Here is a 24,877-nt window from a genome sequence, read left to right as displayed (position 1 = left end):
CATGAGTGACCAGTACGTCGTCGGCGTGGACTACGGCACGCTCTCGGGTCGCGCCGTGGTGGTGCGCGTCTCCGACGGCGCCGAGCTCGGAACCGCCGTGCACCCCTACCCGCACGCGGTGCTCGAGCGCGCGCTGCCTGCCGAGCTCGCGGGCTCGGAGCGACCGCTGCCGCCGGAGTGGGCGCTGCAGGTGCCGGAGGACTACCGCGAGGTGCTCCGGGTCGCCGTCCCGGCGGCGGTCGCGGCCGCGGGGGTCGACCCGGCGGACGTGATCGGGATCGCCACCGACTTCACCGCCTGCACCATGGTGCCGACGCTCGCCGACGGCACCCCGCTCAACGAGGTCGACGGTCTCGCCGACCGCCCGCACGCCTACGTGAAGCTGTGGAAGCACCACGCCGCCCAGGGCCAGGCCGACCGCATCAACGAGCTCGCCCGCGTCCGCGAGGAGGCGTGGCTGCCGCGCTACGGAGGCCTGATCTCCTCGGAGTGGGAGTTCGCCAAGGGCCTCCAGCTGTTCGAGGAGGACCCCGCCCTCTACGACCGGATGGAGCACTGGGTCGAGGCGGCCGACTGGATCGTGTGGCAGCTGTGCGGCACCTACGTCCGCAACGCCTGCACCGCCGGCTACAAGGGGATCTACCAGAGGTTCGACGGCCGGGAGGGGACCTACCCGTCGCCGGAGTTCCTCACGGCGCTGTCTCCGGGCTTCGGCGACTTCGTCACCGACAAGCTCGAGCACCGCATCGGCGCGCTGGGCGACCGGGCCGGCACGCTGACGGCGCAGGCCGCGGCATGGACCGGGCTGCCCGAGGGCATCGCCGTGGCCGTCGGCAACGTCGATGCGCACGTCACCGCCCCCGCGGCGCAGGCGGTCGGGTCGGGTCAGATGGTCGCGATCATGGGCACGTCCACGTGCCACGTGATGAACGCCGAGGTGCTCCGCGAGGTGCCCGGGATGTGCGGCGTGGTCGACGGCGGCATCGTCGAGGGGCTCTGGGGCTACGAGGCCGGACAGAGCGGTGTCGGCGACATCTTCGGCTGGTTCGTCGAGCACGGTGTCCCGGCCTACGTCGCGGAGGCGGCGGCCCGGAACGGCGAGTCGGTGCACGAGCACCTGACCCGCCTCGCCTCGGCCCAGGAGGTCGGCGAGCACGGGCTGGTCGTCCTCGACTGGCACTCCGGCAACCGCTCGGTGCTCGTCGACCACGAGCTCTCCGGCCTGGTCGTCGGGCAGACCCTCGCCACCCGCGCCGAGGACGTCTACCGCGCGCTGCTCGAGGCCACCGCGTTCGGCACCCGCGTCATCGTCGAGACGTTCCGCGACAGCGGGGTGCCGGTGGAGGAGTTCATCGTCGCCGGCGGGCTGGCGCGCAACGCGCTGCTCATGCAGGTCTACGCCGACGTCACCCGGCTGCCGCTCTCGATCATCGACTCCGAGCAGGGCCCGGCGCTCGGCTCGGCGATCCACGCGGCGGTCGCCGCCGGCGCCTACGACGACGTACCCGCTGCCGCCAAGCAGATGGGCAAGGTGCGCCGCCACGTCTACCTCCCCGACGACGCGCGCGCGGCGGCGTACGACGCGCTGTTCGAGCAGTACCTCGCCCTGCACGACCACTTCGGTCGCGCCACCACGACCATGCGGCGGCTCAAGGCGATCCGGCGTGACGCCGTCTCCCGCCGGTCCCACAACGCCACAGCAGAAGGAAGTGCCTCATGAGCATGACGTCCGCGCCCGCCCCCGAGGTCTGGTTCCTCACCGGGAGCCAGGGGCTCTACGGCCCGGAGACCCTGGACCAGGTCGCGACGCAGTCGCAGGCCATCGCCGAGCGGCTCGGCGTGGTCGGGGACCTCCCGGTGAAGGTGGTCTGGAAGCCGGTGCTGCTCGACGCGGCGTCGATCCACCGGCAGATGCTCGACGCCAACTCCGACCCGGGCTGCGTGGGCGTGATCGCGTGGATGCACACGTTCTCGCCGGCGAAGATGTGGATCGCCGGCCTCGACGCGCTGCGCAAGCCGCTGCTCCACCTGCACACCCAGGCCGGCATGGAGCTGCCGTGGTCGACCATCGACATGGACTTCATGAACCTCAACCAGGCCGCCCACGGCGACCGGGAGTTCGGCTACATCCAGTCCCGCCTCGGCGTTGCCCGCAAGACCGTCGCCGGCCACGTGAACTCCCCGGTGGTCGGCCAGCGCGTCGCCCTGTGGGCCCGCGCGGCGCTCGGCCGCCACGAGCTCGCGCACCTCAAGCTCGCGCGCTTCGGCGACAACATGCGCGACGTCGCGGTCACCGAGGGCGACAAGGTCGAGGCGCAGCTGCGCTTCGGCGTCTCGGTCAACACCTACGGCGTCAACGACCTGGTGGCGCTGGTCGACGAGGTGGCCGACGCCGACGTCGACAAGCTGGTCCAGGAGTACGTCGACACCTACGCCGTCGCACCCGAGCTGCTGCCCGGTGCCGATCGCGCCGACTCGCTGCGCCAGGGCGCCCGGATCGAGCTGGGCCTGCGGCAGTTCCTCACCGCCGGCGGCTTCGGCGCCTTCACCACGAACTTCGAGGACCTCGGCGGACTGCGCCAGCTGCCCGGGCTGGCCGTGCAGCGGCTCATGGCCGACAGCTACGGCTTCGGCGGCGAGGGCGACTGGAAGACGTCGGTGCTGCTGCGGGCCACGAAGACCATGGCGGCGGGGCTGCCAGGTGGCACCTCGTTCATGGAGGACTACACATACCACCTGGTCCCCGGGCAGGAGAAGGTCCTCGGCGCGCACATGCTGGAGGTCTGCCCGACCCTGACCACGGCGCGGCCCTCGCTGGAGGTGCACCCGCTGGCCATCGGCGGCCGCGAGGACCCGGTCCGGCTGCGGTTCACGGCGGACCCGGGCCGGGCCGTCGTCGCGGGGCTGTCCGACCTCGGGGACCGCTTCCGGCTCACCGTCAACGACATCGACGTGGTCGAGCCCGACGCCGACCTCCCGAACCTCCCGGTCGCCTGTGCGGTGTGGGAGCCGCGGCCCTCGCTGTCCACGTCCGCGGAGGCGTGGCTGATGGCCGGCGCCCCGCACCACACGGTGCTCTCCAGGGCGGTGGGGGTCGAGGTCCTCGAGGACTTCGCCGAGATGACCGGCGTCGAGCTGGTCGTCATCGACGACGACACCACGCCGCGGACCTTCAAGCGTGAGCTGCGGTGGAACGCGGCCTACCACCGGCTCGCCGAGGGGCTGTGATGGCCATCGAGCTGGCGGGCCTGGTCCCCGACGACCTGCTCCGCGAGGTGCTGGAGGCCAACCTCGTCATCCCACGTGAGGGCCTGGCGACCCTGACGTGGGGCAACGTCAGCGGCCTCGACCGCGAGCGCGGGATCTACGTCATCAAGCCGTCCGGGGTGCCCTACGCCGAGCTGTCGATCGAGCACCTCGTGCCGGTGGAGGTGGAGACCGGGCGGGTGCTGGCCGGCGACCTCAAGCCGTCCACCGACAGCGAGACGCACCGACTGCTCTACCTGTCCCACCCCGACCTCGGCGGGGTCGCGCACACCCACTCGACGTACGCCGTCTCCTTCGCGCAGGCCGGCCGCGAGGTCCCGATGCTCGGCACCACGCACGCCGACACGTTCAACGGCCCGGTGCCGCTGACCCGCACCCTGACGGCGGAGGAGTGCGAGCGCGACTACGAGCTCAACACCGGCCGGGTGCTGGTCGAGGCGATGCGCCCCGACGTCCCCGGCGCCCTGGTCGCAGGGCACGGACCCTTCACCTGGGGCGCGAGCGCCACCAGGGCCGTCGAGCACTCGGTGGTGCTCGAGGCGGTGGCGCAGATGGCGCTGCACACGCTCGCGCTGAATCCCGCGGCGGCGTCGCCGGACCACCTCCTCGCACGCCACTTCACCCGCAAGCACGGCCCCGACGCCTACTACGGGAACCCCGGCCGGGCCGCGGTGGCGGGCGTCTAGGCTCGCGGCATGGAGACCCGTCCCTTCCCCCGCACCCCGTTCTCGGCCTCGGTCGTGGGCCTCGGCACCTGGCAGCTCGGCGCCGACTGGGGCGACGTCAGCGAGTCGGACGCGCTGGCGGTCCTGGAGGCGTCGGCCGAGGCCGGTGTGACGTTCTACGACACCGCCGACGTCTACGGCGACGGCCGCAGCGAGCGGCTTGTCGGCCGCTTCGTCGCCGCGCACCCCGACGCCGGGTTCACCGTCGCGACCAAGATGGGTCGCCGGATGGACCAGGTGCCGGCGAACTACGTCGAGTCGAACTTCCGCGCCTGGCTGGACCGCTCGCGCCGCAACCTCGGCGTCGACACGATCGACCTGGTCCAGCTGCACTGCCCGCCGAGCGAGGTCATCGACGCCGACGAGACCTACGACGTGCTCGACCGGCTCGTCGAGGAGGGCGTCGTCGCCGCCTACGGCGTCAGCGTGGAGACCGCCGACCAGGCACTGAGCGCGATCGCCCGGCCCCACGTCGCGAGCGTCCAGATCATCCTCAACGCCTTCCGGATGAAGCCGCTCGACGCGGTCCTGCCGGCCGCGCGCGACGCCGGCGTCGGGATCATCGCACGGGTCCCGCTCGCCTCGGGCCTGCTGTCCGGGAAGTACGACCTCGACACCACCTTCGCCGAGGACGACCACCGCCACTACAACCGCGACGGCAGCGCCTTCGACGTCGGCGAGACCTTCTCGGGCGTCGACTACGAGACCGGTGTCTCGGCGGCGAAGGAGTTCTCCGCCCTCGTCGACTCGTCCGGGCTCGACGTCACCCCGGCGCAGGCGGCGATCGCCTGGGTCGTGCAGCAGCCCGGCGTCACGACGGTCATCCCCGGCGCGCGCAACGTCTCGCAGGCGGAGTCCAACGCGGCCGCGGGGTCCGTCGGCGAGCTCCCGTCGTCCTTCCTGGACGGCGTGCGGGAGCTGTACGACCGGCGCATCCGCGCACAGGTCCACGGTCGCTGGTGACGTCGTGGGCCTCCAGCGGTGGGTGGTCGCGGTCGAGTCGGCGTGGGACCGGCGCCGGCTGAGGCGTGCCGCCTCGCGGACGCCGGCGCACTTCCGGATCGAGCCCTACATCGGGCACGGCGGGCCTGCTGGCGTCGTCGTACGCGGACGGGTGCTGGACAACCCGCTCGCGGGTGAGGCGGTCGAGGACGAGAGCGTCCGGGCCGCCGTGCGGCGGACCGTCCGGCACTTCCTCACCGACGAGCTGCCCGGCGTCCCGCTGCGGGTGACGGTCGGCGACGCGTCGGTCGACGCCGTCACCGACGGGGAGGGCTACTTCCTCGTCCGGGTGCCGGCGTCGCCCTCCTCGCTGTCGAGCCCGTGGACGAGCGGGGTCGTCGCTCTGGCCGGCGACTACCGCGGCGTGACGTCGGCGCAGGGGCAGGTGGAGGTGCGGGTCCCCGCCGGCGCGGCGCGCTTCGGGGTGGTCTCCGACGTCGACGACACGATCCTGCAGACGGGCGTGCAGCGGGTGCTGCGGATGGTCGTCCAGACGTTCGCCGGGTCCGCGCTCACCCGGACGCCGTTCCCGGGTGCCGCCGAGCTCTACCGCGACCTGGCCGCGGGCGTGAACCCGGTGTTCTACGTCTCGTCGAGCCCGTGGAACCTGCACTCCTTCCTGCTCGCCTTCCTCCGCCACCGCGACTTCCCGATCGGCCCGGTGCTGCTGCGCGACCTGCTCGGCACCGCGGCCGGTCGCGAGCAGAAGCACGACCGGATCCGGGAGATCCTCGACCTCCACCCCGACCTGCGCTTCGTCCTCATCGGCGACTCCGGCGAGCACGACCCGCAGATCTACGCCGACATCGGGCGCGAGCACCCCGACCGCGTCCTCGCCGTCTACATCCGCGAGGTCCGCCTCGACCCGGGCGACGGGCGGGTCGAGAAGGTCACCGACGCCTGGGACTCGGACGTGCCCTTCGTGCTCGCTGCGGACTCGGACGCCGTACGCCGCCACGCTGCCGGCCTCGGGCTGCTCTGACCCGGTCGTCGTCCGACGTGGCGCTAGACGTCCTCCCGCGGCAGCTCGGGCGTCACCATCAATGAGCTCAGCAGGTTGTTCATCAAGGGCCACAGCACGGTGCCCTCGGCGTCGTCGACGACGTCGATGAACCGGGTCACCTCGAGCATCACGAAGCCGTGCAGGGCGGTCCACCACTGGGCGGCCACGGCCGCAGGGTCCGCCTGCCGCAGCACCCCCGCCGCCATGCCGCGTTCCATGAACTGGGTGATCTGGACGAACGCGTCCAGCCCCACGATCCGGTCCTCGCGGTGCAGGCGGTGGGCACCGAGGGTGGCGGAGCCGAACATCACGGCGTAGAGGTCGGGGTCCGCGCGGGCGTGGGCGTGGTAGGCCGCGGCGGCGTTGCGGAGGTCCTCGACGGGGTCGTCGGTGACCGGCACCGCCGCTACCCGCGCGTAGAGCCGGTCGAAGCCCTCGGCCACCATGGCGCGCACCAGGCCGGGCATGCCGCCGAAGTGCGTGTAGACCGCCATGGTGGAGGTCCCGGCCGCGGCAGCCAGGTTCCGCGCGGACAGCGCCGAAGCCCCCTGCTCCCGCACCATGTGGGCGGCGATCTCGAGCAGCCGCCGGCGTACGTCGTCGGCGGACGCCTTCCGGTCCGCGCTTGTCTGGTCCACTCCTCCGGGCACCTTGCCAGCCTTTCATAACGGCGTTATGGTCCGAAGCATAACGGCGTTATACGCTCCGGGAGGACGCCATGCCGACCACGCAGAACAGATACCTCGCCGACAACTTCGCTCCGGTCCACAGCGAGCTGACGGCCTTCGACCTGCCCGTCACGGGACGGCTGCCCGAGCACCTCGACGGCCGCTACCTGCGCAACGGGCCGAACCCGGCCGAGGATCCCGGCCCGCAGCACCACTGGTTCCTCGGCCAGGGCATGGTGCACGGCGTCAGGATCGCGGACGGTCGGGCCGAGTGGTACCGCAACAGGTGGGTCAAGCCCGAGGGCGAGGACCACGCACCGAACACCAACGTGGTCCAGCACGCCGGCAGGACCCTCGCGATCGTCGAGTCCGGGCCGACGCCGTACGAGCTGACCTTCGAGCTCGACACCGTCGGTCGCTGCGACTTCGGCGGGACCCTCGACTTCGGCGGCTCGCAGGGCTACACCGCCCATCCGCACGCCGACCCCGTCACCGGCGACCTGCACGCCATCTCCTACAACTGGGTGCGGGGGACCACGGTGGACTACACCGTCGTCGGTGCCGACGGCACCGTCGTCAAGCACGTGGAGATCGAGACCGGCGGGATGCCGATGATCCACGACTGCGCCCTCACCGAGCACTACGTGGTGGTCTACGACCTGCCCGTCACCTTCGACATGGGCATGGTGACCGATGGCGTCCCGCGCCTGGCTCGGCTGACGGCTGACCAGCAGCGCCGTGCGCTCGGCGGCAACGCGATGCCCGAGTGGCTGGTCGACGCCGTGGCCCGCGGGGAGTCCGTCACCGACCCGGCGGCGCCGCTGCCGTACTCGTGGGACCCCGAGCACGTGGCGCGCATCGGTCTGGTCCCGCGCGCCGGCGACGGGACCGACGTGCAATGGTTCGAGATCGACCCCTGCTACGTCTTCCACACCCTCAACGCGTTCGAGACCGGCGCGCCGGGCAGCCGCGAGGTCGTCCTGGACGTGGTGAGGCACCCGCGCATGTTCGCGACCGACTACACCGGACCCAACGAGGGTCCGGCGTCGCTGGTGCGCTTCACCCTGGACGTCGGCTCGGGGACGGCCCGAGAGCACCGCTTCGACGAGCACGCCCAGGAGTTCCCTCGATACGACGAGCGGTTGACCGGCCGGCCGCACCGCTTCGGCTACACCGTCGGGATGGTCGGCCCCGGCTTCGGTGACACCGTGCTCAAGCACGACGTGGTCGCCGGCACCACGCAGAGCCGGCGGCTCGGTGCGGGGCGGGAGGCCGGCGAGTTCTGCTTCGTCCCCGACCCCGGCTCCGACGGGGAGGACCACGGGGTGCTGATGGGCTACGTCCACGACCGCGCCACCGGGCGCAGCGACCTGGTGCTGCTGGACGCGGAGACGCTCGAGGACGTCGCTGCCGTGCACCTCCCCGGCCGCGTGCCCACCGGCTTCCACGGCAACTGGGCTCCCGGCCGCGGTGAGCCGTCGCCTCAAGCCGGGTCGTAGGCCACCGCATCCGAGTGGTAGCGCTCGACGCCGTCGTCGATGGCGTCGGCCATGGCGGACGCTTTGTGGGGGCTGATCCGGTGGGTGCCGGTGTGGTCGACGAGGAGTGTCTGGCCGTGGGGTGTGCGCCAGAGGTGGCGGCCGTTGCCGACGTAGCAGGTCGGCCGGTGGCGGTGGCTGCGCGGGCAGGTACCGAGTTGATACTGGCCGGTCGAACCACGATGGCTGGCCGGCCAGGCTCGAGGCGGGCCACGCTTGCCTCGCGGAGATCCGGGCCAGCGACGCCACCGAGGGCGCCACGCTCAGGTCCATCGCCTTCATCTTGTCGTGCACGCTGATCGGGCCGTGGTTCAGCCCGGAGGCTTCCAAGGCCGCCTGGACCTGCACGGCCTGCGCCTTGACCTCGTCGCTCAGCTTCGTCGGGCTCGAGGTGGGACGTCTGGACCGCGGCTCGAGCACCGCTGCCGGACCGTCGACCATCGCGCGATTGCGTAGCTCGTAGAACGCCTTCGCGAGATGCCGTGCTCGGCGCAGAACGTCGAGACCGCCCCCCACGCGAGGCATCCTCAGGCCACGCCACACGTGTGCGGGTTTTCGCCCTCGGGCAGGGCGTACGAGGGCCACAACCGCCGCACGTGTGTGGGTTTTCGCCCTCGGGCAGGGCGTACGAGGGCCACAACCGCCGCACGTGTGTGGGTTCTGGCCACTGCGCGATGACAACGCTCGCTGGAGATGTGAGTTGCTGGCTGCCCTCAGGCGTTCAGGAGGTCGACCGTCCGCGTGTCCATCTCGCCGTCGAAGAACGCATCGAGCACGCGCTGGAACACCGATTCCGGACCCGCCACCAGCACGAAGAGCGTCATCGACGAGCGGAGCTTGACGTCGTCGGGCGATCCCAGGATGTCGTGGGCCGTGCGACCGGAGTGCGACAGGACCGCCTCGACATACTCGGTCAGCCGAGGTCCGAGCACGGGGTGGGCGAGGTAGGCGCGCGCCTCCTCGAGCGAGCCGATCGCGTAGCGCTGTGCAGTGGCCGAGGAGCCGAGGCCGGCCACCTGCGGGAAGACGAACCACATCCAGTGGGTCGTCTTGCGGCCGGCGCGCAGCTCGTCCAGCGCCCGCGCGTGGACCCCCTCCTGGGCCTCGACGAAGCGCTGGAGTCGGAAGGGGTCGGTGTCCACCCCTGCGACGCTATGCCACGGTGACCTCAGCCGCGCGCCGCGACCTCCACGTGCGGTCGTGACTGCCAGAGCGTCCAGTCGGCGCTGACCTCGCTGGCGGTGCGGACGAGCTGGGGCAGGTGCTCGTCGACCAGCGTCTCGCGGGAGGTCTCGGCGGCGTGCACGGTCACGCTCATCGCCGCGCGGACCTCGCCGTCGCCGTCGCGGACGGGAACGGCGATGGAGCGGACGCCCGGGGCGAGCTCCTCGTCGGCGAGGGCCCAGCCGCGGGCGCGGACCTGGGTGAGCTCGTCCATGAGCTCGTCGACCGGGCGCCCGGCGTGCGGCGGCAGGCCCGATCGGCTGGGGGTCTCCAGGACAGATGCGACCTGGCGGGCCGGAAGGGCGGCCAGCAGCACCTTGCCCTTCGACGTCTGCGGAGCCGGGAAGAGCGTGCCGATCTCGACCCGCAGCGCGATGATCTTCGGCACCGAGACGCGGGCGGTGTAGACGATGTCGGAGCCGTCGAGCTGCGCGAGCGACACCGACTCGTTGATGCGCCCGACGAGGTCCTCCATGTGCGGGCGCGCGACGTCCCAGAGGCCGAGCGAGCCGACGTACGCCATGCCGAGGCCGATCACGCGCGGGGTCAGCGAGAAGGCGCCGTCGCGGACGCGGACGTAGCCGAGCTCCTCGAGGGTGAGCAGCAGCCGGCGGGCCGTGGGACGGGCGAGCCCGCTGGCCGCCGCGACCTCGGAGAGGGTCATCGTCGGCCGGTCGGGACCGAAGCCGGCCAGGACGTCGAGCCCGCGGGCCAGTGACTCCACGAAGTCGGGCCCGCTGCCACGACCGGCCATGGGCTACCTCCCCGAGTTCGGCTCGCCGAAGACCGTACCGCGAGCGCCGTGCGTGGTGTGCGAGCGGTAGTCGGTGTACTGGTACGGGTTGTCGAGCACCTTGTGGTCCTCGCCCGGGAGGTCGGGGTTCATCCCCTGCTGCCAGACGTCCTCGCCCATCGCCGATCGCAGGTGCTCCACGGTGTCCTGGACCTCGGTGCGCACCGAGGCGAGGTCCGCGCCGACGAGGCGGTGGTCGCGCTTCACGACGCGGCCGTCCACCACGACGGTGTGCACGTCGCCGCGCTGCGCCTGGAAGGCGACGTGGCCGTAGGGGTTGAGGAGCGGGAACGACACGGGGGAGTCGTCGTTCTTGATCAGTACGACGTCCGCCTTGGCGCCGGCGGTGAGGTGACCGAGGTCCTCGCGTCCGAGCGCCCGTGCGCCGCCGCGGGTGGCCCACTCGACGACCTGCTCGGCGCGCAGGCCGGAGTGGGTGACCGTGTCGCCGGCCGCGTGCGCCTCGAGGTGCTCGCGCGAGCGGTCGGCGCCGAGGGTCGTGCGCATCGCGCTGAACAGGTCGCTGCTCCACCACACCGAGGTGTCCATGGAGAGCGAGACGGGGATGCCGTGGCGGCGGACCTGCCAGGTGGGCGGGTATCCCTGGCCGGCGCTCTGCTCGGACTCGGTGGACACCGACACCGAGCCGCCGGTGGCGGCGATGCGGTGGTAGCTGTCGGTGGAGAGCGTCGCGGCGTGGACGTAGACCGTGTCGGGCTGCATGAAGTCGTGCTCGTGCATGAGCCGGATGCCGTCGTCGTTCGTCGCGCCCCAGACGCCCGCGTGCGTGGTGACGGGCAGGCCGAGGTCGCGGGCGAGCTCGAAGGCGGCCTTCTCCGGGAAGGCGGGGTCGCCGGTGACGTCGAAGGCGAGCTGGAAGCCGAGCATGTCGCCGTCGGTGCCCCGGTTGCGCTCGAAGAACCCGCGGACCGCCGGGTCGGCCGTCCACTCCCACGGTGCGGCCTGGATGTTGCCGTAGGCGAGCACGAAGCGGCCCGGGACCGAGCGCAGCGCGTCGACGGCCGCCTCGGCGTGGTCGACGGTCTGCAGGCCGTGCGACCAGTCGACGGTGGTGGTGACGCCCGCCTCGAGGGCGTCCCACGCGGAGAGCAGGTTGCCGGCCCGGATGTCCTCGGGGCGGAACTTCGCGCCGTGCTCGAGGTAGTACCAGACGAAGTACTGGGTGAGGGTCCAGTCGGCGCCGTAGGCGCGCATCGCGGTCTGCCACATGTGTCGGTGCGTGTCCACCATGCCCGGCATCACGATGCCGCCGGACGCGTCGACGACCTCGGCGCCGTCGGGCGCGGACAGCCCCGCCCCGACCTCCGCGACCCGGTCGTCGACGACCAGCACGTCGGCGTCGGTGAGCACGGTGTGCTGGTCGTCCATGGTGAGCACGGTGCCGCCGGTGAAGAGCACCGGGCGACGGTCGTCCGAGGTCGGCATGCGATGGTCTCCATTTCTCGGACAACTGTCCGTATCACGGTCGATGTGGTGCCCGTCACTGTGCGCCGCACGGTCACGCGATGTCAAGGGAGTCCCTTGACAAGTCTGGACCGCCGCGCGAACACTGGTCGACCAGTGAGCGGACACCTGTCCGCAGAACCGAGAGGGATGCGCGTGACAGACCGTCCGAAGCAGGGACCACTCGCGGGGCTGCTGGTCGCCGACCTCTCCCGGATCCTGGCGGGCCCCTACGCCACGATGCTGATGGGGGACCTCGGTGCCGAGGTGGTGAAGGTCGAGGGGCCGCAGGGCGACGACACCCGGACCTGGCAGCCGCCCGTGCGCGACGGGGTGTCGACGTACTTCCTCGGCGTCAACCGCAACAAGCGCTCGATCGCCCTCGACTTCAAGGACCCCGACGACCTCGAGGTGGCCCGCCGGCTGGTCGCCCGCGCCGACATCGTCCTGGAGAACTTCCGCCCGGGCGGGCTGGCGCGCTTCGGGCTCGACTACGCGAGCGTCTCGGAGGCCAACCCCGGCGTCGTCTACGCCTCGATCAGCGGCTTCGGCAGCGGCGAGCAGGGCGCGAGGCTCCCCGGCTACGACCTCATCGTCCAGGCCATCAGCGGCCTGATGAGCCTCACCGGCGACCCCGACGGCGATCCCTACCGCGCCGGCATCTCCGTCTTCGACGTGATGGCAGGTCTCCACGCCACCATCGGCGTCCTCGCGGCGCTGCAGGACCGGCAGCGCACCGGCCGCGGCCAGCACGTCGAGGTCAACCTGCTGTCGTCCGCGCTCTCGGGGATGGTCAACCAGTCCAGTGCGTACGTCGCCGGCGGCACCGTGCCGTTCCGGATGGGCAACTCCCACCCGAGCCTGTTCCCCTACGAGCCGCTGCCCTGCGCCGACCGGGACCTCATCGTCACCGCCGGCAACAACGGGCAGTTCCGCAAGCTCGTCGAGGTGCTCGGCGTCACCGAGCTGGCCGACGACCCCAGGTTCGCGCGCAACGAGGACCGCACCGCCAACCGCGACGAGCTGCGTCCGCTGCTGGTCGAGCGGCTGGCCACCCGCACGGCCCAGGAGTGGTTCGAGGACATCATCGGCGCGGGCGTGCCGTGCGGACCGATCAACACCGTCGACGGCGGCGTCGCCTTCGCCGAGCAGATCGGCCTGGACCCGGTCGTCACCGTCGGCAGCGGCGACGCCGCGCTTCCCGGCGTGCGCCACCCGATCCGGTTCTCCGACGCCGAGGCGCGCTACGACCGCCCGCCGCCGGCGCTCGACGAGCACGGTGACGAGATCCGTGCCTGGCTGGACGAGGAGATGTGATGAGCCCGGAGCCCGACCAGCAGTACCCCACCTCCCTCGGCACCTCGACCGCCGACGAGATCCGGCTGCTCGGCCAGGACCTCACGGCCGACCTGATGGGCGAGGTCGGCTTCGGCGAGCTGGCCTTCTGGCTGGTGGCGATGCGCCGGCCCACGCCGTCGGAGACGCGGCTGTTCGAGGCGGTGCTGGTCGCGCTGGCCGACCACGGCTTCACCCCGACCGCCATCGCCGCGCGGCTGACGTACCTCTCGGCGCCCGACTCGCTGCAGGGCGCGCTCGCCGCCGGCCTGCTCGGCGGCGGCTCGCGCTTCCTCGGGGTGACCGAGGACTGCGGCGGCTACCTCCACGACGTGGTCGTCGCGGCCGGTGACCTTCCCACCGACGACGCCGGGTACGACGCGCTCGCGCTCGACGCCGTACGCCGCACCAGGGAGGCCGGCCGCTACGTCCCGGGGCTCGGCCACCCGGTCCACAAGGAGCGGGACCCGCGCACGCCGGTCCTGATGCGCATCGCCGAGGAGGAGGGCCTCCTCGGTCCGCACCTGCGGCTGTTCGACGCCATCGGCCGGGTGCACCCCGAGGTGCTGGGCCGCACGCTGCCGCTCAACGGCGCCGGGGTGTGCGGTGCCGCCCTCGCCGACCTCGGCCTGCCGGTCGAGATGCTGCGCGGCTTCGCGCTGCTGGCGCGGGCCGCGGGCCTGCTCGGGCAGCTTGCGGAGGAGCGGCGCCGCCCCATCGGCATGGACGCCTACCTGAGCGTCGACCGCAACGCCGTCTACGTCGACCCCCTCCAGACCGAGCAGAGCTGAGGAGCCGCCCCGACATGGCCGAGATCGTCGCCGTCATCGCCTCGACCCACCACCCGTTCTACTACCGCGCGAGCACCGCGGTGGGCGACGACCGTCCGCCCTTCGCCGACGAGTGGGTGCGGAAGATCGAGGCCTTCCGCGAGACGCTCACCCGGGCCCGTCCCGACGTGCTGGTGATGGTGGGCAGCGACCACTTCCACCAGCTGTGGCTCGACAACATGCCGCAGTTCCTGGTCGGCAAGGCACCCTTCTACGACGCCAACTGGTACAACGAGGAGCGCGAGTTCGGCCTGCCGCGGATGACGCTGGCCGGTCAGGAGGACCTCTCCGCCCACGTGCTCCGCGGCGGCCTCGACCTCGGCTTCGACCTGGCCTTCAGCAACGAGCTCCGGATCGACCACAGCATCACCTGCCCGATCATCACGCTGCGCCCGCAGGCGGACCTGCCGATCGTGCCCATCTACACCAACATCTTCGCCCCGCCGCTGCCGCAGCCAGGGCGGTTCGTCGCCCTGGGCAAGGCGATCCGCGAGCTGGTGGAGTCGTGGCCCTCCGACCAGCGCGTGGCCATCATCGGCACCGGCCACCTCTCGCTCGAGCTCGGCGGGCCGCGGCAGTTCGGCGAGCACGGCCCCGACCCCGAGTTCGACCGGCGGGCGGTCGAGTGGATCGCGAACGGCGACATCGACGGCTGCTGCCGCGAGGTCACCCTCGACAGCCTCCACCTGCCGGGCAACGCGACGCACGGCTTCATGGACTTCATGCTGATGATGGGCGTGGCGGGGGAGGGCGCGAAGGCCGACCACGTCGACTCGCTCGACCTGTTCCACACCATGGAGGCCTACTTCACCTGGTACCCGAACGGGGTGCCACAGGTCGGAGCACAGGACGGAGCACAGGACGGAGCGGCCCGATGAGCAAGTACCTCGTCAACAAGTTCCTGTTCACCATCGACCGGGACCCGGCGCTGGTCGAGCGCTACCGCGAGGACCCGCGCGGCACGGTCGCGTGGTGGGAGGCCGAGGAGGCCAACCGGATCCTCAACTGCACGTCCGACGAGCGGTCGACCTGGCTCGCCTTCGAGGACGACGAGCGCGAGGCCCTCGCGAGCCACGACCACGTCAGGCTGTTCGAGCTCGGCGCCCACCCGTTCCTCACCCTCACGCTCTTCATCGCGATGTTCGAGCGCGACCACGGACCGCTCGAGTACCAGCTCGCCTACGGCGCGGCGATGAAGCACCTGTCGCTGCCCTACCCCGACATCGCGACCTGATGCGAGCCGCGGTCCTCCACGCCCACGGGGCGGCACCGGCGTACGCCGACCACGCCGACCCGGCGCCCGGCCCCGACGAGGTGCTGGTGCGGGTCACGGCCGCACCGGTCGTCCCGCTGGACCTCCTCTGCGCGAGCGGGACGTCGTACTTCGGGGCGCGCGAGCTGCCCTACGTCCCGGGCGTGCAGGGCATCGGCGAGGTGCTGTCGGGCGGCGGGCCGCCCGCGGGGACGCGGGTGTTCGTGTCCACCTCGGCCGGGATGGCCGACGTGGACGGGGCGCTGGCCGAGCTGTGCGCCGTGCCTGCGGCCGACGTCGTACCCCTGCCGGACCTGGACGTCGACGACGTCGCCCTCGCCGCGCTGGGCCTCTCGGGCGTCGCCGCGTGGCAGGCGCTCGGCTGGCGGGCCGGCCTGCGGTCGGGGGAGACGGTGGTGGTGCTCGGCGCCGGCGGCGCGGTCGGCCAGGCGGCGATCGGCGCAGCGCGGGCCCAGGGCGCGGGACGCGTGGTCGCGGTCTGCAGGCCCGGCGACTCGGCCGAGCGTGCCGCGGCGCAGGGCCCCGACGCGGTGGTGGAGGCCGGCGATCCTGACCCGGTCGCCCTCGCTGAGGCGCTGCGCGACGTGCTGCCGGAGCCTGCCGACGTGGTGCTCGACCCGGTGTTCGGCTGGGTCGCCGAGGCCGCGGTGCGGGTGCTGGCGCCCGGCGGCCGGCTGGTCAACCTCGGCGGCTCGGCCTCCGACGCCGCCACCTTCTCGTCCGCGGTCCTGCGCGCCGGCGGGCTGTCGCTGCTCGGCTACACCAACAACGCGCTGACCCCCGACATGCGCGCCGCCGCGCTGACCTCCGTCGCGCGGCTCGCGGCCGACGGTCGCATCGGCGTGGCGCACCGGGCACGTCCGCTCGCGGAGGTCGAGGACGCCTGGCAGGTCCAGCAGGGCGGGTCGGGCGTGCGGCAGGTGCTCGTCCCCGCGAGGATGGCCGGGTGACCCGAGACCAGGTGTTCGGCCAGATGCCCGACGGACGTGACGTCCGCCTGCTCACCATCGGGGCCGAGCCCGGGCCGGTCGTCGAGGTGCTCACCCTCGGGGCGACGGTGCACCGGCTCGTCGTCGCCGGCGGTGACGGCGAGCGCCGCAACGTCGTGCTCGGCCAGCCCGACGTCGCGGAGCGCCTCGCGAGCAGCGACTACCTCGGCGGCACCATCGGGCGCTACGCCAACCGCATCGCCGGCGGCCGCTTCGCCCTGGCCGGGCGCGAGGTCGAGGTGCGGACCCACGACCGCGGCAACAGCCTCCACGGCGGGCCGGACGGCTTCGACGTACGCCTCTGGGACGTGGTCTCGCACACCGCGGACGAGGTCGTGCTGACCCTCGTGAGCCCCGACGGCGACCAGGGCTTCCCGGGGACCGTGTCGGCCACCGTCCGCTACCGCGTCGACGGCGACACCGTGCGGGTCGCGATGGAGGCCACCACGGACGCCACCACGGTGGTCAACCTGACCAACCACGCCTACCTCAACCTCGAGGGCGAGGGGGCCGGGAGCATCGACACCCACGTGCTCCTCGTGGAGGCCGACCACTACACGCCGGTCGACGCCACCGGCATCCCGACCGGGGGACACGCGCCGGTCGCCGGCACGCCCTTCGACCTGCGGGAGCCGACCCTGGTCGGCAGGGCCGTCCGGACCGACCACCCCCAGGTCCTCGACGCCCAGGGCATCGACCACAACTACGTCGTGCGCGGCTCCGGCCTGCGGCGGGCGGCAGTGCTCACCGCGCCGGCCACGGGCACGAGCGTGGAGCTGTGGACCGACCAGCCGGGCGTGCAGGTCTACACCGGCAACTTCCTCGACGGCAGGCGTCGCTCCACCACCGGCGCGCTCTACCGCCAGGGTGACGGGATCGCGCTGGAGCCGCAGCTCTTCCCCGACTCGCCGAACCGCCCGGAGTGGCCCTCGGCCGTGCTCGAGCCCGGCGAGACGTACGCCGCCACGCTGGAGTGGCGCTTCGGTTAGGCCCGCCGGCGGACGAGCGCCGCTCCGGCGAGGCAGGCGAGGGTGGCGACCACGACGGCCGCGCCGGGACGGCTCGCCTGGAGCGGATCGAGCACGACCGCGCCGATCGCCTGGCCCACCGCCAGGGCGATGAACAGCAGCGAGGTGCCGCGCCCGGCGGCGTCGGGCCACTCCTCGCGCGCCCAGAGGATCAGCACGCCGGACAGGCACATGTAGCCCGCGCCGAATGCGGCCATCGCGACGTACGTGGGCCAGGCGAGCCCGAGGCCGAGGCCGGCGCCGAGGGCGAGGTGCGCGACGACCACCGCCCCGACGGAGCCGAGCCAGGCGCCCCGGAGCCCGGCGCGGTCGACGAGCCGGCCGGTGAGGGGGCCCACCAGGCCGCCGATCCCGAGCGCGATCCAGAGCAGCCCGACCCGGGCCTCGGCCACGGGGCCGGACCGCGTGGCGACGAGTGGGCCGTAGCTCCACACGAGGGCCGACCCGGCGCCGACCACCACGGCCGCGACGGCGGGGACGCCGAGCGCGCGCCAGTCGTACGACGTCCCCGTGCCGGCCCGGTTGCCGAGGTCCTGTCGTCCGACGAGGACGAGCAGGCCGGCCGACGCAGCCGCGTTGACCGCCGCCATCGCCCACCACGCGGCCGCGACGGACGGCACCGCGAGGGCGAGGACACCCGCCACCACCACGCCGACCGCCGTGCCGGTGTTGACGAGCGACTGGGCGGTGGCGGCACGTCGCGGCTCCACCAGCGCGTCGACGACGCGGACCAGCGCGGGTGAGGCGAGGCCGGCCCCCGCACCGCCGACGAGGACGAGGACGACCAGCCATCCCGGTGACGCGGTCGTCGCCACCCCCACGCACCCGAGGCTCGCCGTGGTCCCGGCGAGCAGCAGGCCGGCGCGCGGGCTGCGGTCGGAGGTCCGTGACGCCACCGCGGCCGCCACCGCGTAGGAGACGAACTGGGCCGCCGCGGCCCAGCCCACCACGGGCGCGAGCCCCGGGCGCTCGGCGACGAGCCGGGGAGCGAACAGTCCCACCCCGAAGCGGGCCATGCCGTAGGTGGAGGCGATCAGCACCGTGCCCAGCACGGCGACCGCGAGGCTCCGCGCCCGGTCGGGCGCGATCGGGGCGATCGTCAGAACCATAACGACCGTTCTATCAGAACGAGCGTTATGATTCTACGGTGGCCCGGACCCAGACGCGCGAGCGCATCCTCGACACCGCGGAGCGGTTGTTCTTCGGCGACGGCATCGGCGTGACGGGCGTCGACCGGGTCGCGAGCGAGGCGGGGGTGGCGATCGCGACGCTCTACCAGCACGTCGGCAGCAAGGACGGTCTCCTCGCCGCCGTGCTGGAGCGAAGGCTCGATGCCTGGACGGCCCAGTGGGAGGCCTCGATCGCGGCCGCGACGTCACCGCGCGCCCGGCTCCTGGCCCTCTTCGACGCGCTCGCCGAGTTTCGGCGCACGTCGGGGAGCACCCAGTGGTGCTGCTTCCTCGCCACCGCGTCCGAGCGACCGGCCGGGCGGAGGGGCGACCCGGTCGGGGCCCTCGTCGAGGCCGACACGAGGGTGCTGACCTCACGACTGCGCGAGCTGGCGCTCGAGACCGGGACGGCCGATCCCGACGCGCTCGTCGGCCGGCTGCTCGTCGTCTACAACGGCGCGCTGGCCAGTCTCCTGCGCGGTGCGCCCGCCGACCCCGTGGTCCACGCCCGGGCCGTGGCCGAGCTCGTCGTCCCGGCGTGAAGGTGCTGCCAACGAGCCCGTCCGCCCGCGTGCGCCCGGGCGTGTCGGACAGGACGAGGTGCCGACAGGAGGGGCGGGCCGAGCGCAGCGGCGTACGCCGGGCCCGACTTCGTCCTGTTCGACAGGCCGTGGTGGGCAGAGCGAGCTCGCTCAGCGGTTCTCGAGGTAGTGCAGCACCGCCGTCACCCGCCGGTCGGCGTCGTCGGAGGGCGGCAGGTCGAGCTTCGCGAAGATGGAGCGGATGTGCTTGTGCACCGCCCCGTCGGTCACCACGAGCTCCTGTGCGATCGCGGCGTTGCCGCGGCCCTCGGCCATCAGCGAGAGCACCTCGCGCTCGCGCGCGGTGAGCCGGGCCATCCTCGGATCGGGTCGCGCCACCAGCTGCGCGACCACCTCGGGGTCGATCGCCGTGCCACCCCGGGCAACGTGCTCGAGCGCCTGGACGAAGGTCTCGACGCGCCCCACGCGCTCCTTGAGCAGGTAGCCCAGGCCGGCACTGCCCTGCGACAGGAGGTCGGTGGCGAAGGCCCGCTCGACGTACGCCGACAGCACGAGCACCGGGAGGCCGGGCCGACGGCGCCGGGCCTCGACCGCGGCGCGGACGCCCTCGTCGGTGTGCGTCGGCGGCATGCGCACGTCGACCACGGCCACGTCGGGCTCGTGCCGCTCGACCGCCTCGAGCAGCAGGTCGCCGTCGCCGACGGCCGCGACGACCTCGTGGCCCTCCGCGACCAGCACCGCGCCGATGCCCTCGCGCAGCAGCGGGTCGTCCTCCGCGATCACGATCCGCACGGGACCTCCACCCTCAGCTCGGTCGGACCGCCCGCCGGGCTCGACAGCGACCAGCGCCCGTCCATCGCCTCGACCCGCTGGCGGATCCCGGCGAGCCCGGTGCCGTCGCCCTCGTGGGCGCCACCCTTGCCGTCGTCGCGCACGACCGTCTCGACGTTGTCGTCCGCGCGGCGGCGTACGACGACGTCGACCCGCCCGGCGCCGCTGTGCCGGGCCACGTTGGTGAGGGCCTCCGCCACCACGAAGTAGATCGTCGCCTCCACGGCGGCGGCGCACCGCACCCCGACGTCGACCTCGGTGGTGCAGGGGACCGGGCTGGCCGCTGCGAGGCCGTGCAGTGCCCCCTCCAGCCCGCGGTCGGCGAGCACCGGCGGCAGGATGCTGCGCACCACGGCCCGCAGCTCGGCGAGCGCGAGCTCGGCGGCGTCCTGCGCCTGCCCGAGCAGGTGCTCGGTCCGGTCCGGCGCTCCCGCGAGGCTGCGGCGCGCGGCGCCGATCATCACCGTGGCCGCGACGATGCGGTTCTGCGCGCCGTCGTGGAGCGACCGCTCGATGCGACGCAGCTCGGCCGCGTGCGCGTCGAGGGCCGCGGCGCGGGTGCGGGTGAGCTCGGCGACCCTCAGGGTGAGGTCGCCGGGTGCCTCGCCGAGGAGCCGACGGGCCACCCGCAGCTGCCGCCGCGCGGCGAGCGGGGCGCCCCAGGCGGTGAGGGCGGCCCAGGCGAGGCCGAGGGCGACGACCACCGGCACCCCGGACCAGGTCTGCACGACCCACAGGCCGAGCGACGGGCTCGCCCAGCCGTCGGGGAGCGTCCACCACCACAGCGGGAAGGTCAGGTCGCGCACCGCCGACAGCGGGGCGAGCACGGCCAGGAAGCCCACCACGCTGCCGGCGACCGCGTGCCGGGCCAGCCAGTGCAGCTCCGCGCGGGTGGCCGGGTCGCGCAGCGCCTCCCGCAGCCGGTCGGGCCGCACGGTCGGGGGCACCACCTCGGCGCCCCACCGTCCGAGCCGTGCGCGCTCCCGGTCGGCGAGCCCGCGCACGAGGCCGAGCGTCGAGCGGGAGGTGAACCAGCCGAGGGTCAGCGACCACGTGAGCACGCCCAGCGCGAGGAGGGCGGTCCCGAAGCCGCCGAGCAGCTGCTCGAGCGAGCGCAGCGTGCGACGCAGGGCGACGGGAGCGGTGGACACGTCTGCACCGTAGGGGGCGCGCGGTGCCCGTCCCAAGGGATCGGGGCCAGGAGTAGTGCCTGCTGTACCACGAGGTCGGCAGGCAGCGGGATCGAACGCCGGCTCGTCGACGACGACGGTTGAGGGACACGCACACCCACCACTTCCACCACCACCGGAGGAGACCCCATGTCCCAGCTCTCGCACCGCATCTCCCGTCGTACGGCGGCCACGCTCGCCGCGGCTGCCGTCGCCCTCTCCGTGACGACCAACGTGGTCGACGCGAAGGCGGCACCCACCACCGAGCGCACGTCCGCGCAGGAGCGGGTCGACCGGCTCGTGTCGCGCACCGGCTTCCCCGGCGTGATCGCCGCGGTGGGCGACGCCGACGGCCGCGTGCGGACGTACACATCCGGCACGGGCGACCTCGCGACGGGCGAGGAGGTCCCCGCGGACTCCCGGGTCCGCATCGCGAGCAACACCAAGATGTTCACCGCCACCGTCGTCCTCCAGCTCGTCGAGGAGGGCGACGTCGACCTCGACGCCCGGGTCGAGCACTACCTGCCCGGGGTCGTGCGCGGCCCGGGCGGGGACGGCCGGCGCATCACCGTGCGCCAGCTCCTCCAGCAGACCACCGGGCTGCCGGACTACGACTCGCTGGTCATCGAGGCCGGCGGGTCCCTCGGAGCGGTGGCGCACACCTACTTCGAGCCGCACGACCTGCTCGACGCGGCCCTGGCGGAGGAGCAGCACTTCGCGCCCGGCACGAAGTGGGAGTACTCCAACACCAACTACGTCGTGCTCGGCCTGCTGGTCCAGCGGGTCACGGGTCGGCCCGTCGGTGAGGAGATCACCCGGCGGATCATCCGGCCGCTGGACCTGCGTGACACCTACTGGCCCCGGGTCGGCGAGCAGCGCATCCGCGGCAGCCACCCCCACGGCTACCTCGCCGAGGAGCCCGGGGCACCGTGGCAGGACATCACCCGGATGGACCCCTCGCTCGGGTGGGCGGCCGGCCAGCTGGTCTCCACCCCCGCCGACCTCGGCGTCTTCATGACCGCGCTCGTCGACGGCGAGCTGCTCGCTCCCGCGCAGCTGGCGCAGATGCGGCAGACGGTCCGCGCGCCGCAGTTCGACGCCGAGCCCGGCTGGCGCTACGGCCTGGGACTGGCGCGCGCCGAGCTCGACTGCGGTGTCGTGGGGTGGGGCCATGGCGGTGACATCCAGGGCTTCGAGACCCGCAACCTGGTGACTGACGACGGCCGCTGGGCGGTCGTGGCCGTCACGGCGCTGCCGACGAGCATGGACATGGTGGCCGACGTCAGCGGGACCGTCGAGGACCTCGTCTGCGCCGCAGGTTGAGCCGGGCGGTTTGGGACGGCTGGTTCAGGGAAGGTACGGCGCGAACGTCAGGACAGTCCTGACCGAGCGTCACCGCCAGGAGAGTCCTTGATGAAGTCCGGCAACCGCGCCGCAGCCTTGCTCGTCGCCGCCGCCCTGTCCGTCCCACTGTCGGCGCCCGCCGCGTCGGGCGCCGACACCCGCCCCGCGTCGGCGACCGAGAGCCGGGCGGTGCACGCCAAGCCGGCCGCGGCCTCGGTCAAGGAGCTGAAGGCGCGGCTGCGCAAGGCGGTGAAGGCGAAGCGCCGGGCGGCCGCCGCGGTCGAGACCGCGACGACGAAGCTGCAGGCCCTGCGGGAGGCGGGCACCGCGGCGATCTTCACCTACCAGTCCGCGTCCGTCGCCCTCGACGAGGCGCGTGCCAAGCACGCCGCCGCCAAGGCGGCGCTCGACACCGCGCAGCGCCTCGTCGACAGCGAGGGCGCGCTGTGGGCCGACCTCGAGAAGCGGATGGCGGCCGCGCAGGCCGGCTACAAGCCTCTCCGGGACGCGTACGACGCCGCCAGCGCGCGGCAGGTCGAGCTGCAGAACGCCGTGCAGGCGCTGCGCGCGCAGCAGACCACCGCCTGGGCGAACCAGAACGAGGCCGCGGTGGCCGCCAGCAACGTGGCGGCGGAGATCAGCCAGGTCCAGGACGCCCACAGCGCCGCCTGGGCCGCCGAGCAGCAGGCCTGGGACTACAAGGAGGCCTGCCGCCTCGACTTCGAGCGCCGCAAGGCGCAGTGGGACGACACCCGCAAGCGCAACGGCTTCTGGGAGGGCCTGCGCAACGGCACGTGGCGACCGGTTCCGGGCCTGGACGACGCGGAGGCGCTGCTCGACCGTGCCCAGGCCGAGTACAACCAGAGGAAGGCCCAGCGGCTCGACATCGAGGCCCACCTCAACCAGCTCAACGCCCGGCTGACCGAGATCCAGAACGACATCCAGAGCTGGGCCGCGGTGGCCGCCGACCTGCAGCGACAGATCGACGCCTACGCCCAGCCGATCGCCGACCAGGCCGCCGCCGTCGCCGCCGCGAACGCCGCGATGAACGCGTACGCCACGCAGCACATCGACCCTCTCTACAAGGAGCAGGACAAGCTCCGCGCGGACCTGGCGAAGGCCAAGGCCGACCTCCCCGCGCTCGTGGCCGCGGAGAAGCCGCTCGCCGACGCCGTGACCCAGGCGAGCGCCGCACTGGCTGCCGCGACCCCCGCACACGACGCGGCGCAGGCCGGCATCGACGCGGCGCAGCTCGTGCTCACCAAGGCGCGGACGGACCTCGGCACGGCCGAGTCGAAGGTCAGGAAGCTGAAGAAGAAGATCCGCAAGGCACGGGGTCGCCGCTGACGGACTCCTCGGCCACGTCGGCCGGGGTCGCGGCGGTCGCCGACCGCAGCCGCCGCTGCTGGGAGCTCATCAGCAGCACCGCGACCCCGGTGGCGCCGACCGTGACCGAGAGGGCCGCGGTCGCCCCGGAGGTGTCGGCCAGCCGGCCGGCGAGGCTCGAGCCGAGGGCGTACCCCAGGCCGGTCGCGCTGGCGAGCATCGTCATGGCCGCACCGACCCGCGACGGCGGCACGACGCGCTCGGCGAGGGAGAAGACCGCGATCATGTAGGGCGCCACGGCCAGGCCGAGCACCAGCACCGTGGCGGTCGTGGCGAGCAGGGTGTCCGCCAGCAGCAGCGGCACGGAGAAGGCGAGCAGCGCCCACGCCGCGACCAGGGCGCGGCGCTCGTGCCCGATCCGCTCGGGGACGTACGCCGTGGCCAGGCCGGCCAGCGCACTCCCCACGCCCAGCGTGGCGTGGACGAAGCCGGCCAGCCCCGGCTTCCCGAGGTCGGTGGCGAGCACCGTCGCACCGGTCTGCGTCGCCCCGAACAGCGAGCCGATCGTCACCTGCGCCACCACGAGCACGGCGTAGGCAGGGACCAGGAGCCGTCCCGCGGCCACCGCGTGACGGCCCTCGTGCGCGAGTCGCGCGGACGGGTCGAGGGCGAAGAGCGAGCCGAAGACGGCCAGCAGCCCCGCCGCGAGCAGCAGCGCGCCCGAGGGTGAGAAGGCCGCGACGGACAGCCCGACCAGCGCGGGACCGATGGCGAAGGAGGCCTCGTCGGCCGCGCCCTCGTAGGAGAACGCCGCGTCGACCAGGCGGCGCTGGTGCGCCCCGGTCGTGCGGGTCAGCGGCCGCCACCGCACGCGGGCGAGCGGGCCGACCTGCGGGAGGGCGAGACCGGTCAGGGCGGCGGTGAGCACCACGAGGACGTCGGAGGAGTCCCCGCGGACCACGGCGACGAGGGCGGCCAGCCCGGCCGCGCCCAGCAGCGACTGCGCCAGGACGACGTGGCGCTGGCCGACGCGGTCGGCGAGGGTGCCGGCGACGGGTGCGCCGACGGCGTTGGCGACGGCGAGCGCGCCGGCGCTCAGGCCGCCGAGTCCGTAGCTGCCGCTGGAGGTGGCGACGAGGAGGAGGGTGCCGAGCTGGCTCATCGCGAGCGGCAGGCGACCGACGAACGCCACGAGGACGTAGGTGGGTCCGGCCAGCTGCAGGAGTCGGCGGTAGGAGGCGAGCGGGCTCACGGGCGGGTCCTTCGGGTGCGTCGGAACGACGCGCCGAACCCACCTCCAAGACGCGTGAAACCCTCTGCTGCCACGATCCTACGAGCCGGCCGGGCCGCGCGCGCA

General features: G+C 73.4%; 23 protein-coding genes and 1 pseudogene. 15 read left to right on the top strand and 9 right to left on the bottom strand.

Annotated features, from left to right (window positions below; genetic code table 11):
* The first annotated feature begins 1 nt into the window (after window position 1).
* The 5 genes from araB to Q9S36_RS22065 are packed head-to-tail and all read left to right on the top strand — an operon-like array spanning window position 2 to window position 5,976.
* On the top strand, window positions 2-1,720 hold the full coding sequence (araB, locus tag Q9S36_RS22085; protein WP_311287006.1) for a ribulokinase: 1,719 nt from the start codon (window positions 2-4) through the stop codon (window positions 1,718-1,720).
* Window positions 1,717-3,228, top strand: coding sequence for an L-arabinose isomerase (araA, locus tag Q9S36_RS22080; protein WP_396653812.1), 1,512 nt, complete (start codon window positions 1,717-1,719; stop codon window positions 3,226-3,228). The genes araB and araA overlap by 4 nt, the downstream gene beginning before the upstream one ends.
* Window positions 3,228-3,953, top strand: coding sequence for an L-ribulose-5-phosphate 4-epimerase AraD (araD, locus tag Q9S36_RS22075; RefSeq protein ID WP_311287005.1), 726 nt, complete (start codon window positions 3,228-3,230; stop codon window positions 3,951-3,953). The genes araA and araD overlap by 1 nt, the downstream gene beginning before the upstream one ends.
* 9 nt (window positions 3,954-3,962) lie before the next feature.
* Window positions 3,963-4,955, top strand: a complete 993-nt coding sequence (locus Q9S36_RS22070; protein WP_311287004.1) for an aldo/keto reductase — start codon at window positions 3,963-3,965, stop codon at window positions 4,953-4,955.
* A 4-nt stretch (window positions 4,956-4,959) separates the two neighbouring features.
* Window positions 4,960-5,976, top strand: coding sequence for a phosphatase domain-containing protein (locus tag Q9S36_RS22065; protein WP_311287003.1), 1,017 nt, complete (start codon window positions 4,960-4,962; stop codon window positions 5,974-5,976).
* Between the two features lie 23 nt (window positions 5,977-5,999).
* Here Q9S36_RS22065 and Q9S36_RS22060 read toward each other — a convergent pair whose 3' ends face one another.
* Window positions 6,000-6,647, bottom strand: a complete 648-nt coding sequence (locus tag Q9S36_RS22060; RefSeq protein WP_311287002.1) for a TetR/AcrR family transcriptional regulator — start codon at window positions 6,645-6,647, stop codon at window positions 6,000-6,002.
* Between the two features lie 68 nt (window positions 6,648-6,715).
* On the opposite strand from Q9S36_RS22060, the gene Q9S36_RS22055 reads away from it, so the two are divergent.
* Window positions 6,716-8,164, top strand: a complete 1,449-nt coding sequence (locus tag Q9S36_RS22055) for a carotenoid oxygenase family protein (RefSeq protein ID WP_311287001.1) — start codon at window positions 6,716-6,718, stop codon at window positions 8,162-8,164.
* Between the two features lie 235 nt (window positions 8,165-8,399).
* Here Q9S36_RS22055 and Q9S36_RS22050 read toward each other — a convergent pair.
* The 4 genes and pseudogenes from Q9S36_RS22050 to Q9S36_RS22035 form a co-directional block, all read right to left on the bottom strand.
* Window positions 8,400-8,682, bottom strand: a pseudogene (locus tag Q9S36_RS22050) (IS481 family transposase); the annotation flags it as partial.
* Between the two features lie 234 nt (window positions 8,683-8,916).
* Entirely contained in the window at window positions 8,917-9,345 is a 429-nt protein-coding gene (locus Q9S36_RS22045) for a DUF1810 domain-containing protein (protein ID WP_311287000.1), read from the bottom strand.
* 26 nt (window positions 9,346-9,371) lie between these two features.
* Entirely contained in the window at window positions 9,372-10,181 is an 810-nt protein-coding gene (locus tag Q9S36_RS22040) for an IclR family transcriptional regulator C-terminal domain-containing protein (RefSeq protein WP_311286999.1), read from the bottom strand.
* A 3-nt stretch (window positions 10,182-10,184) separates the two neighbouring features.
* Complete coding sequence (locus Q9S36_RS22035; protein ID WP_311286998.1) at window positions 10,185-11,666, bottom strand: amidohydrolase family protein; 1,482 nt, start codon at window positions 11,664-11,666, stop codon at window positions 10,185-10,187.
* A 174-nt stretch (window positions 11,667-11,840) separates the two neighbouring features.
* Between Q9S36_RS22035 and Q9S36_RS22030 the strand changes: the two genes are divergently transcribed.
* From Q9S36_RS22030 to Q9S36_RS22005, 6 genes are read left to right on the top strand one after another with little or no spacing between them, the layout of a single operon-like run.
* Entirely contained in the window at window positions 11,841-13,001 is a 1,161-nt protein-coding gene (locus Q9S36_RS22030) for a CoA transferase (protein ID WP_311286997.1), read from the top strand.
* Complete coding sequence (locus Q9S36_RS22025; RefSeq protein WP_311286996.1) at window positions 13,001-13,810, top strand: citryl-CoA lyase; 810 nt, start codon at window positions 13,001-13,003, stop codon at window positions 13,808-13,810. Before Q9S36_RS22030 ends, Q9S36_RS22025 begins: the two co-directional genes overlap by 1 nt.
* 14 nt (window positions 13,811-13,824) lie before the next feature.
* Complete coding sequence (locus tag Q9S36_RS22020; protein ID WP_311286995.1) at window positions 13,825-14,727, top strand: hypothetical protein; 903 nt, start codon at window positions 13,825-13,827, stop codon at window positions 14,725-14,727.
* Window positions 14,724-15,083, top strand: coding sequence for a hypothetical protein (locus Q9S36_RS22015; protein WP_311286994.1), 360 nt, complete (start codon window positions 14,724-14,726; stop codon window positions 15,081-15,083). The genes Q9S36_RS22020 and Q9S36_RS22015 overlap by 4 nt, the downstream gene beginning before the upstream one ends.
* Window positions 15,083-16,072: a zinc-binding alcohol dehydrogenase family protein gene (locus Q9S36_RS22010; protein ID WP_311286993.1), complete on the top strand. Its 990-nt coding sequence runs from the start codon at window positions 15,083-15,085 to the stop codon at window positions 16,070-16,072. The genes Q9S36_RS22015 and Q9S36_RS22010 overlap by 1 nt, the downstream gene beginning before the upstream one ends.
* Window positions 16,069-17,100, top strand: coding sequence for an aldose epimerase family protein (locus Q9S36_RS22005; RefSeq protein WP_311286992.1), 1,032 nt, complete (start codon window positions 16,069-16,071; stop codon window positions 17,098-17,100). Before Q9S36_RS22010 ends, Q9S36_RS22005 begins: the two co-directional genes overlap by 4 nt.
* On the opposite strand, the gene Q9S36_RS22000 is transcribed toward Q9S36_RS22005, so the two are convergent.
* Window positions 17,097-18,248 (bottom strand): MFS transporter, encoded by a 1,152-nt coding sequence (locus tag Q9S36_RS22000; RefSeq protein ID WP_311286991.1) that lies wholly within the window; start codon window positions 18,246-18,248, stop codon window positions 17,097-17,099. The two genes, Q9S36_RS22005 and Q9S36_RS22000, sit on opposite strands and share 4 nt — an antisense overlap.
* 38 nt (window positions 18,249-18,286) lie before the next feature.
* On the opposite strand from Q9S36_RS22000, the gene Q9S36_RS21995 reads away from it, so the two are divergent.
* Window positions 18,287-18,850 (top strand): TetR/AcrR family transcriptional regulator, encoded by a 564-nt coding sequence (locus tag Q9S36_RS21995; protein WP_311286990.1) that lies wholly within the window; start codon window positions 18,287-18,289, stop codon window positions 18,848-18,850.
* A 150-nt stretch (window positions 18,851-19,000) separates the two neighbouring features.
* Here the strand turns inward: Q9S36_RS21995 and Q9S36_RS21990 are convergent, their stop codons facing one another.
* Both Q9S36_RS21990 and Q9S36_RS21985 read right to left on the bottom strand, forming a co-directional pair.
* Window positions 19,001-19,642 carry a response regulator transcription factor gene (locus Q9S36_RS21990; RefSeq protein WP_311286989.1) on the bottom strand — a complete coding sequence of 214 codons (642 nt, stop codon included), beginning with the start codon at window positions 19,640-19,642 and terminating at the stop codon, window positions 19,001-19,003.
* Complete coding sequence (locus Q9S36_RS21985) at window positions 19,630-20,832, bottom strand: sensor domain-containing protein (RefSeq protein ID WP_311286988.1); 1,203 nt, start codon at window positions 20,830-20,832, stop codon at window positions 19,630-19,632. Before Q9S36_RS21985 ends, Q9S36_RS21990 begins: the two co-directional genes overlap by 13 nt.
* Before the next feature lie 168 nt (window positions 20,833-21,000).
* Here Q9S36_RS21985 and Q9S36_RS21980 point away from each other — a divergent pair, with 168 nt between their 5' ends.
* Window positions 21,001-22,173 (top strand): serine hydrolase domain-containing protein, encoded by a 1,173-nt coding sequence (locus tag Q9S36_RS21980; protein ID WP_311286987.1) that lies wholly within the window; start codon window positions 21,001-21,003, stop codon window positions 22,171-22,173.
* A gap of 90 nt (window positions 22,174-22,263) precedes the next feature.
* Window positions 22,264-23,541 carry a hypothetical protein gene (locus Q9S36_RS21975; protein WP_311286986.1) on the top strand — a complete coding sequence of 426 codons (1,278 nt, stop codon included), beginning with the start codon at window positions 22,264-22,266 and terminating at the stop codon, window positions 23,539-23,541.
* Here Q9S36_RS21975 and Q9S36_RS21970 read toward each other — a convergent pair.
* On the bottom strand, window positions 23,495-24,772 hold the full coding sequence (locus Q9S36_RS21970; protein ID WP_311286985.1) for an MFS transporter: 1,278 nt from the start codon (window positions 24,770-24,772) through the stop codon (window positions 23,495-23,497). The genes Q9S36_RS21975 and Q9S36_RS21970 overlap by 47 nt on opposite strands.
* Window positions 24,773-24,877 lie beyond the last annotated feature (105 nt).

Source organism: Microbacterium sp. ARD31, from assembly GCF_031844425.1.
This window is presented reverse-complemented; position numbering and strand designations above follow the sequence as displayed.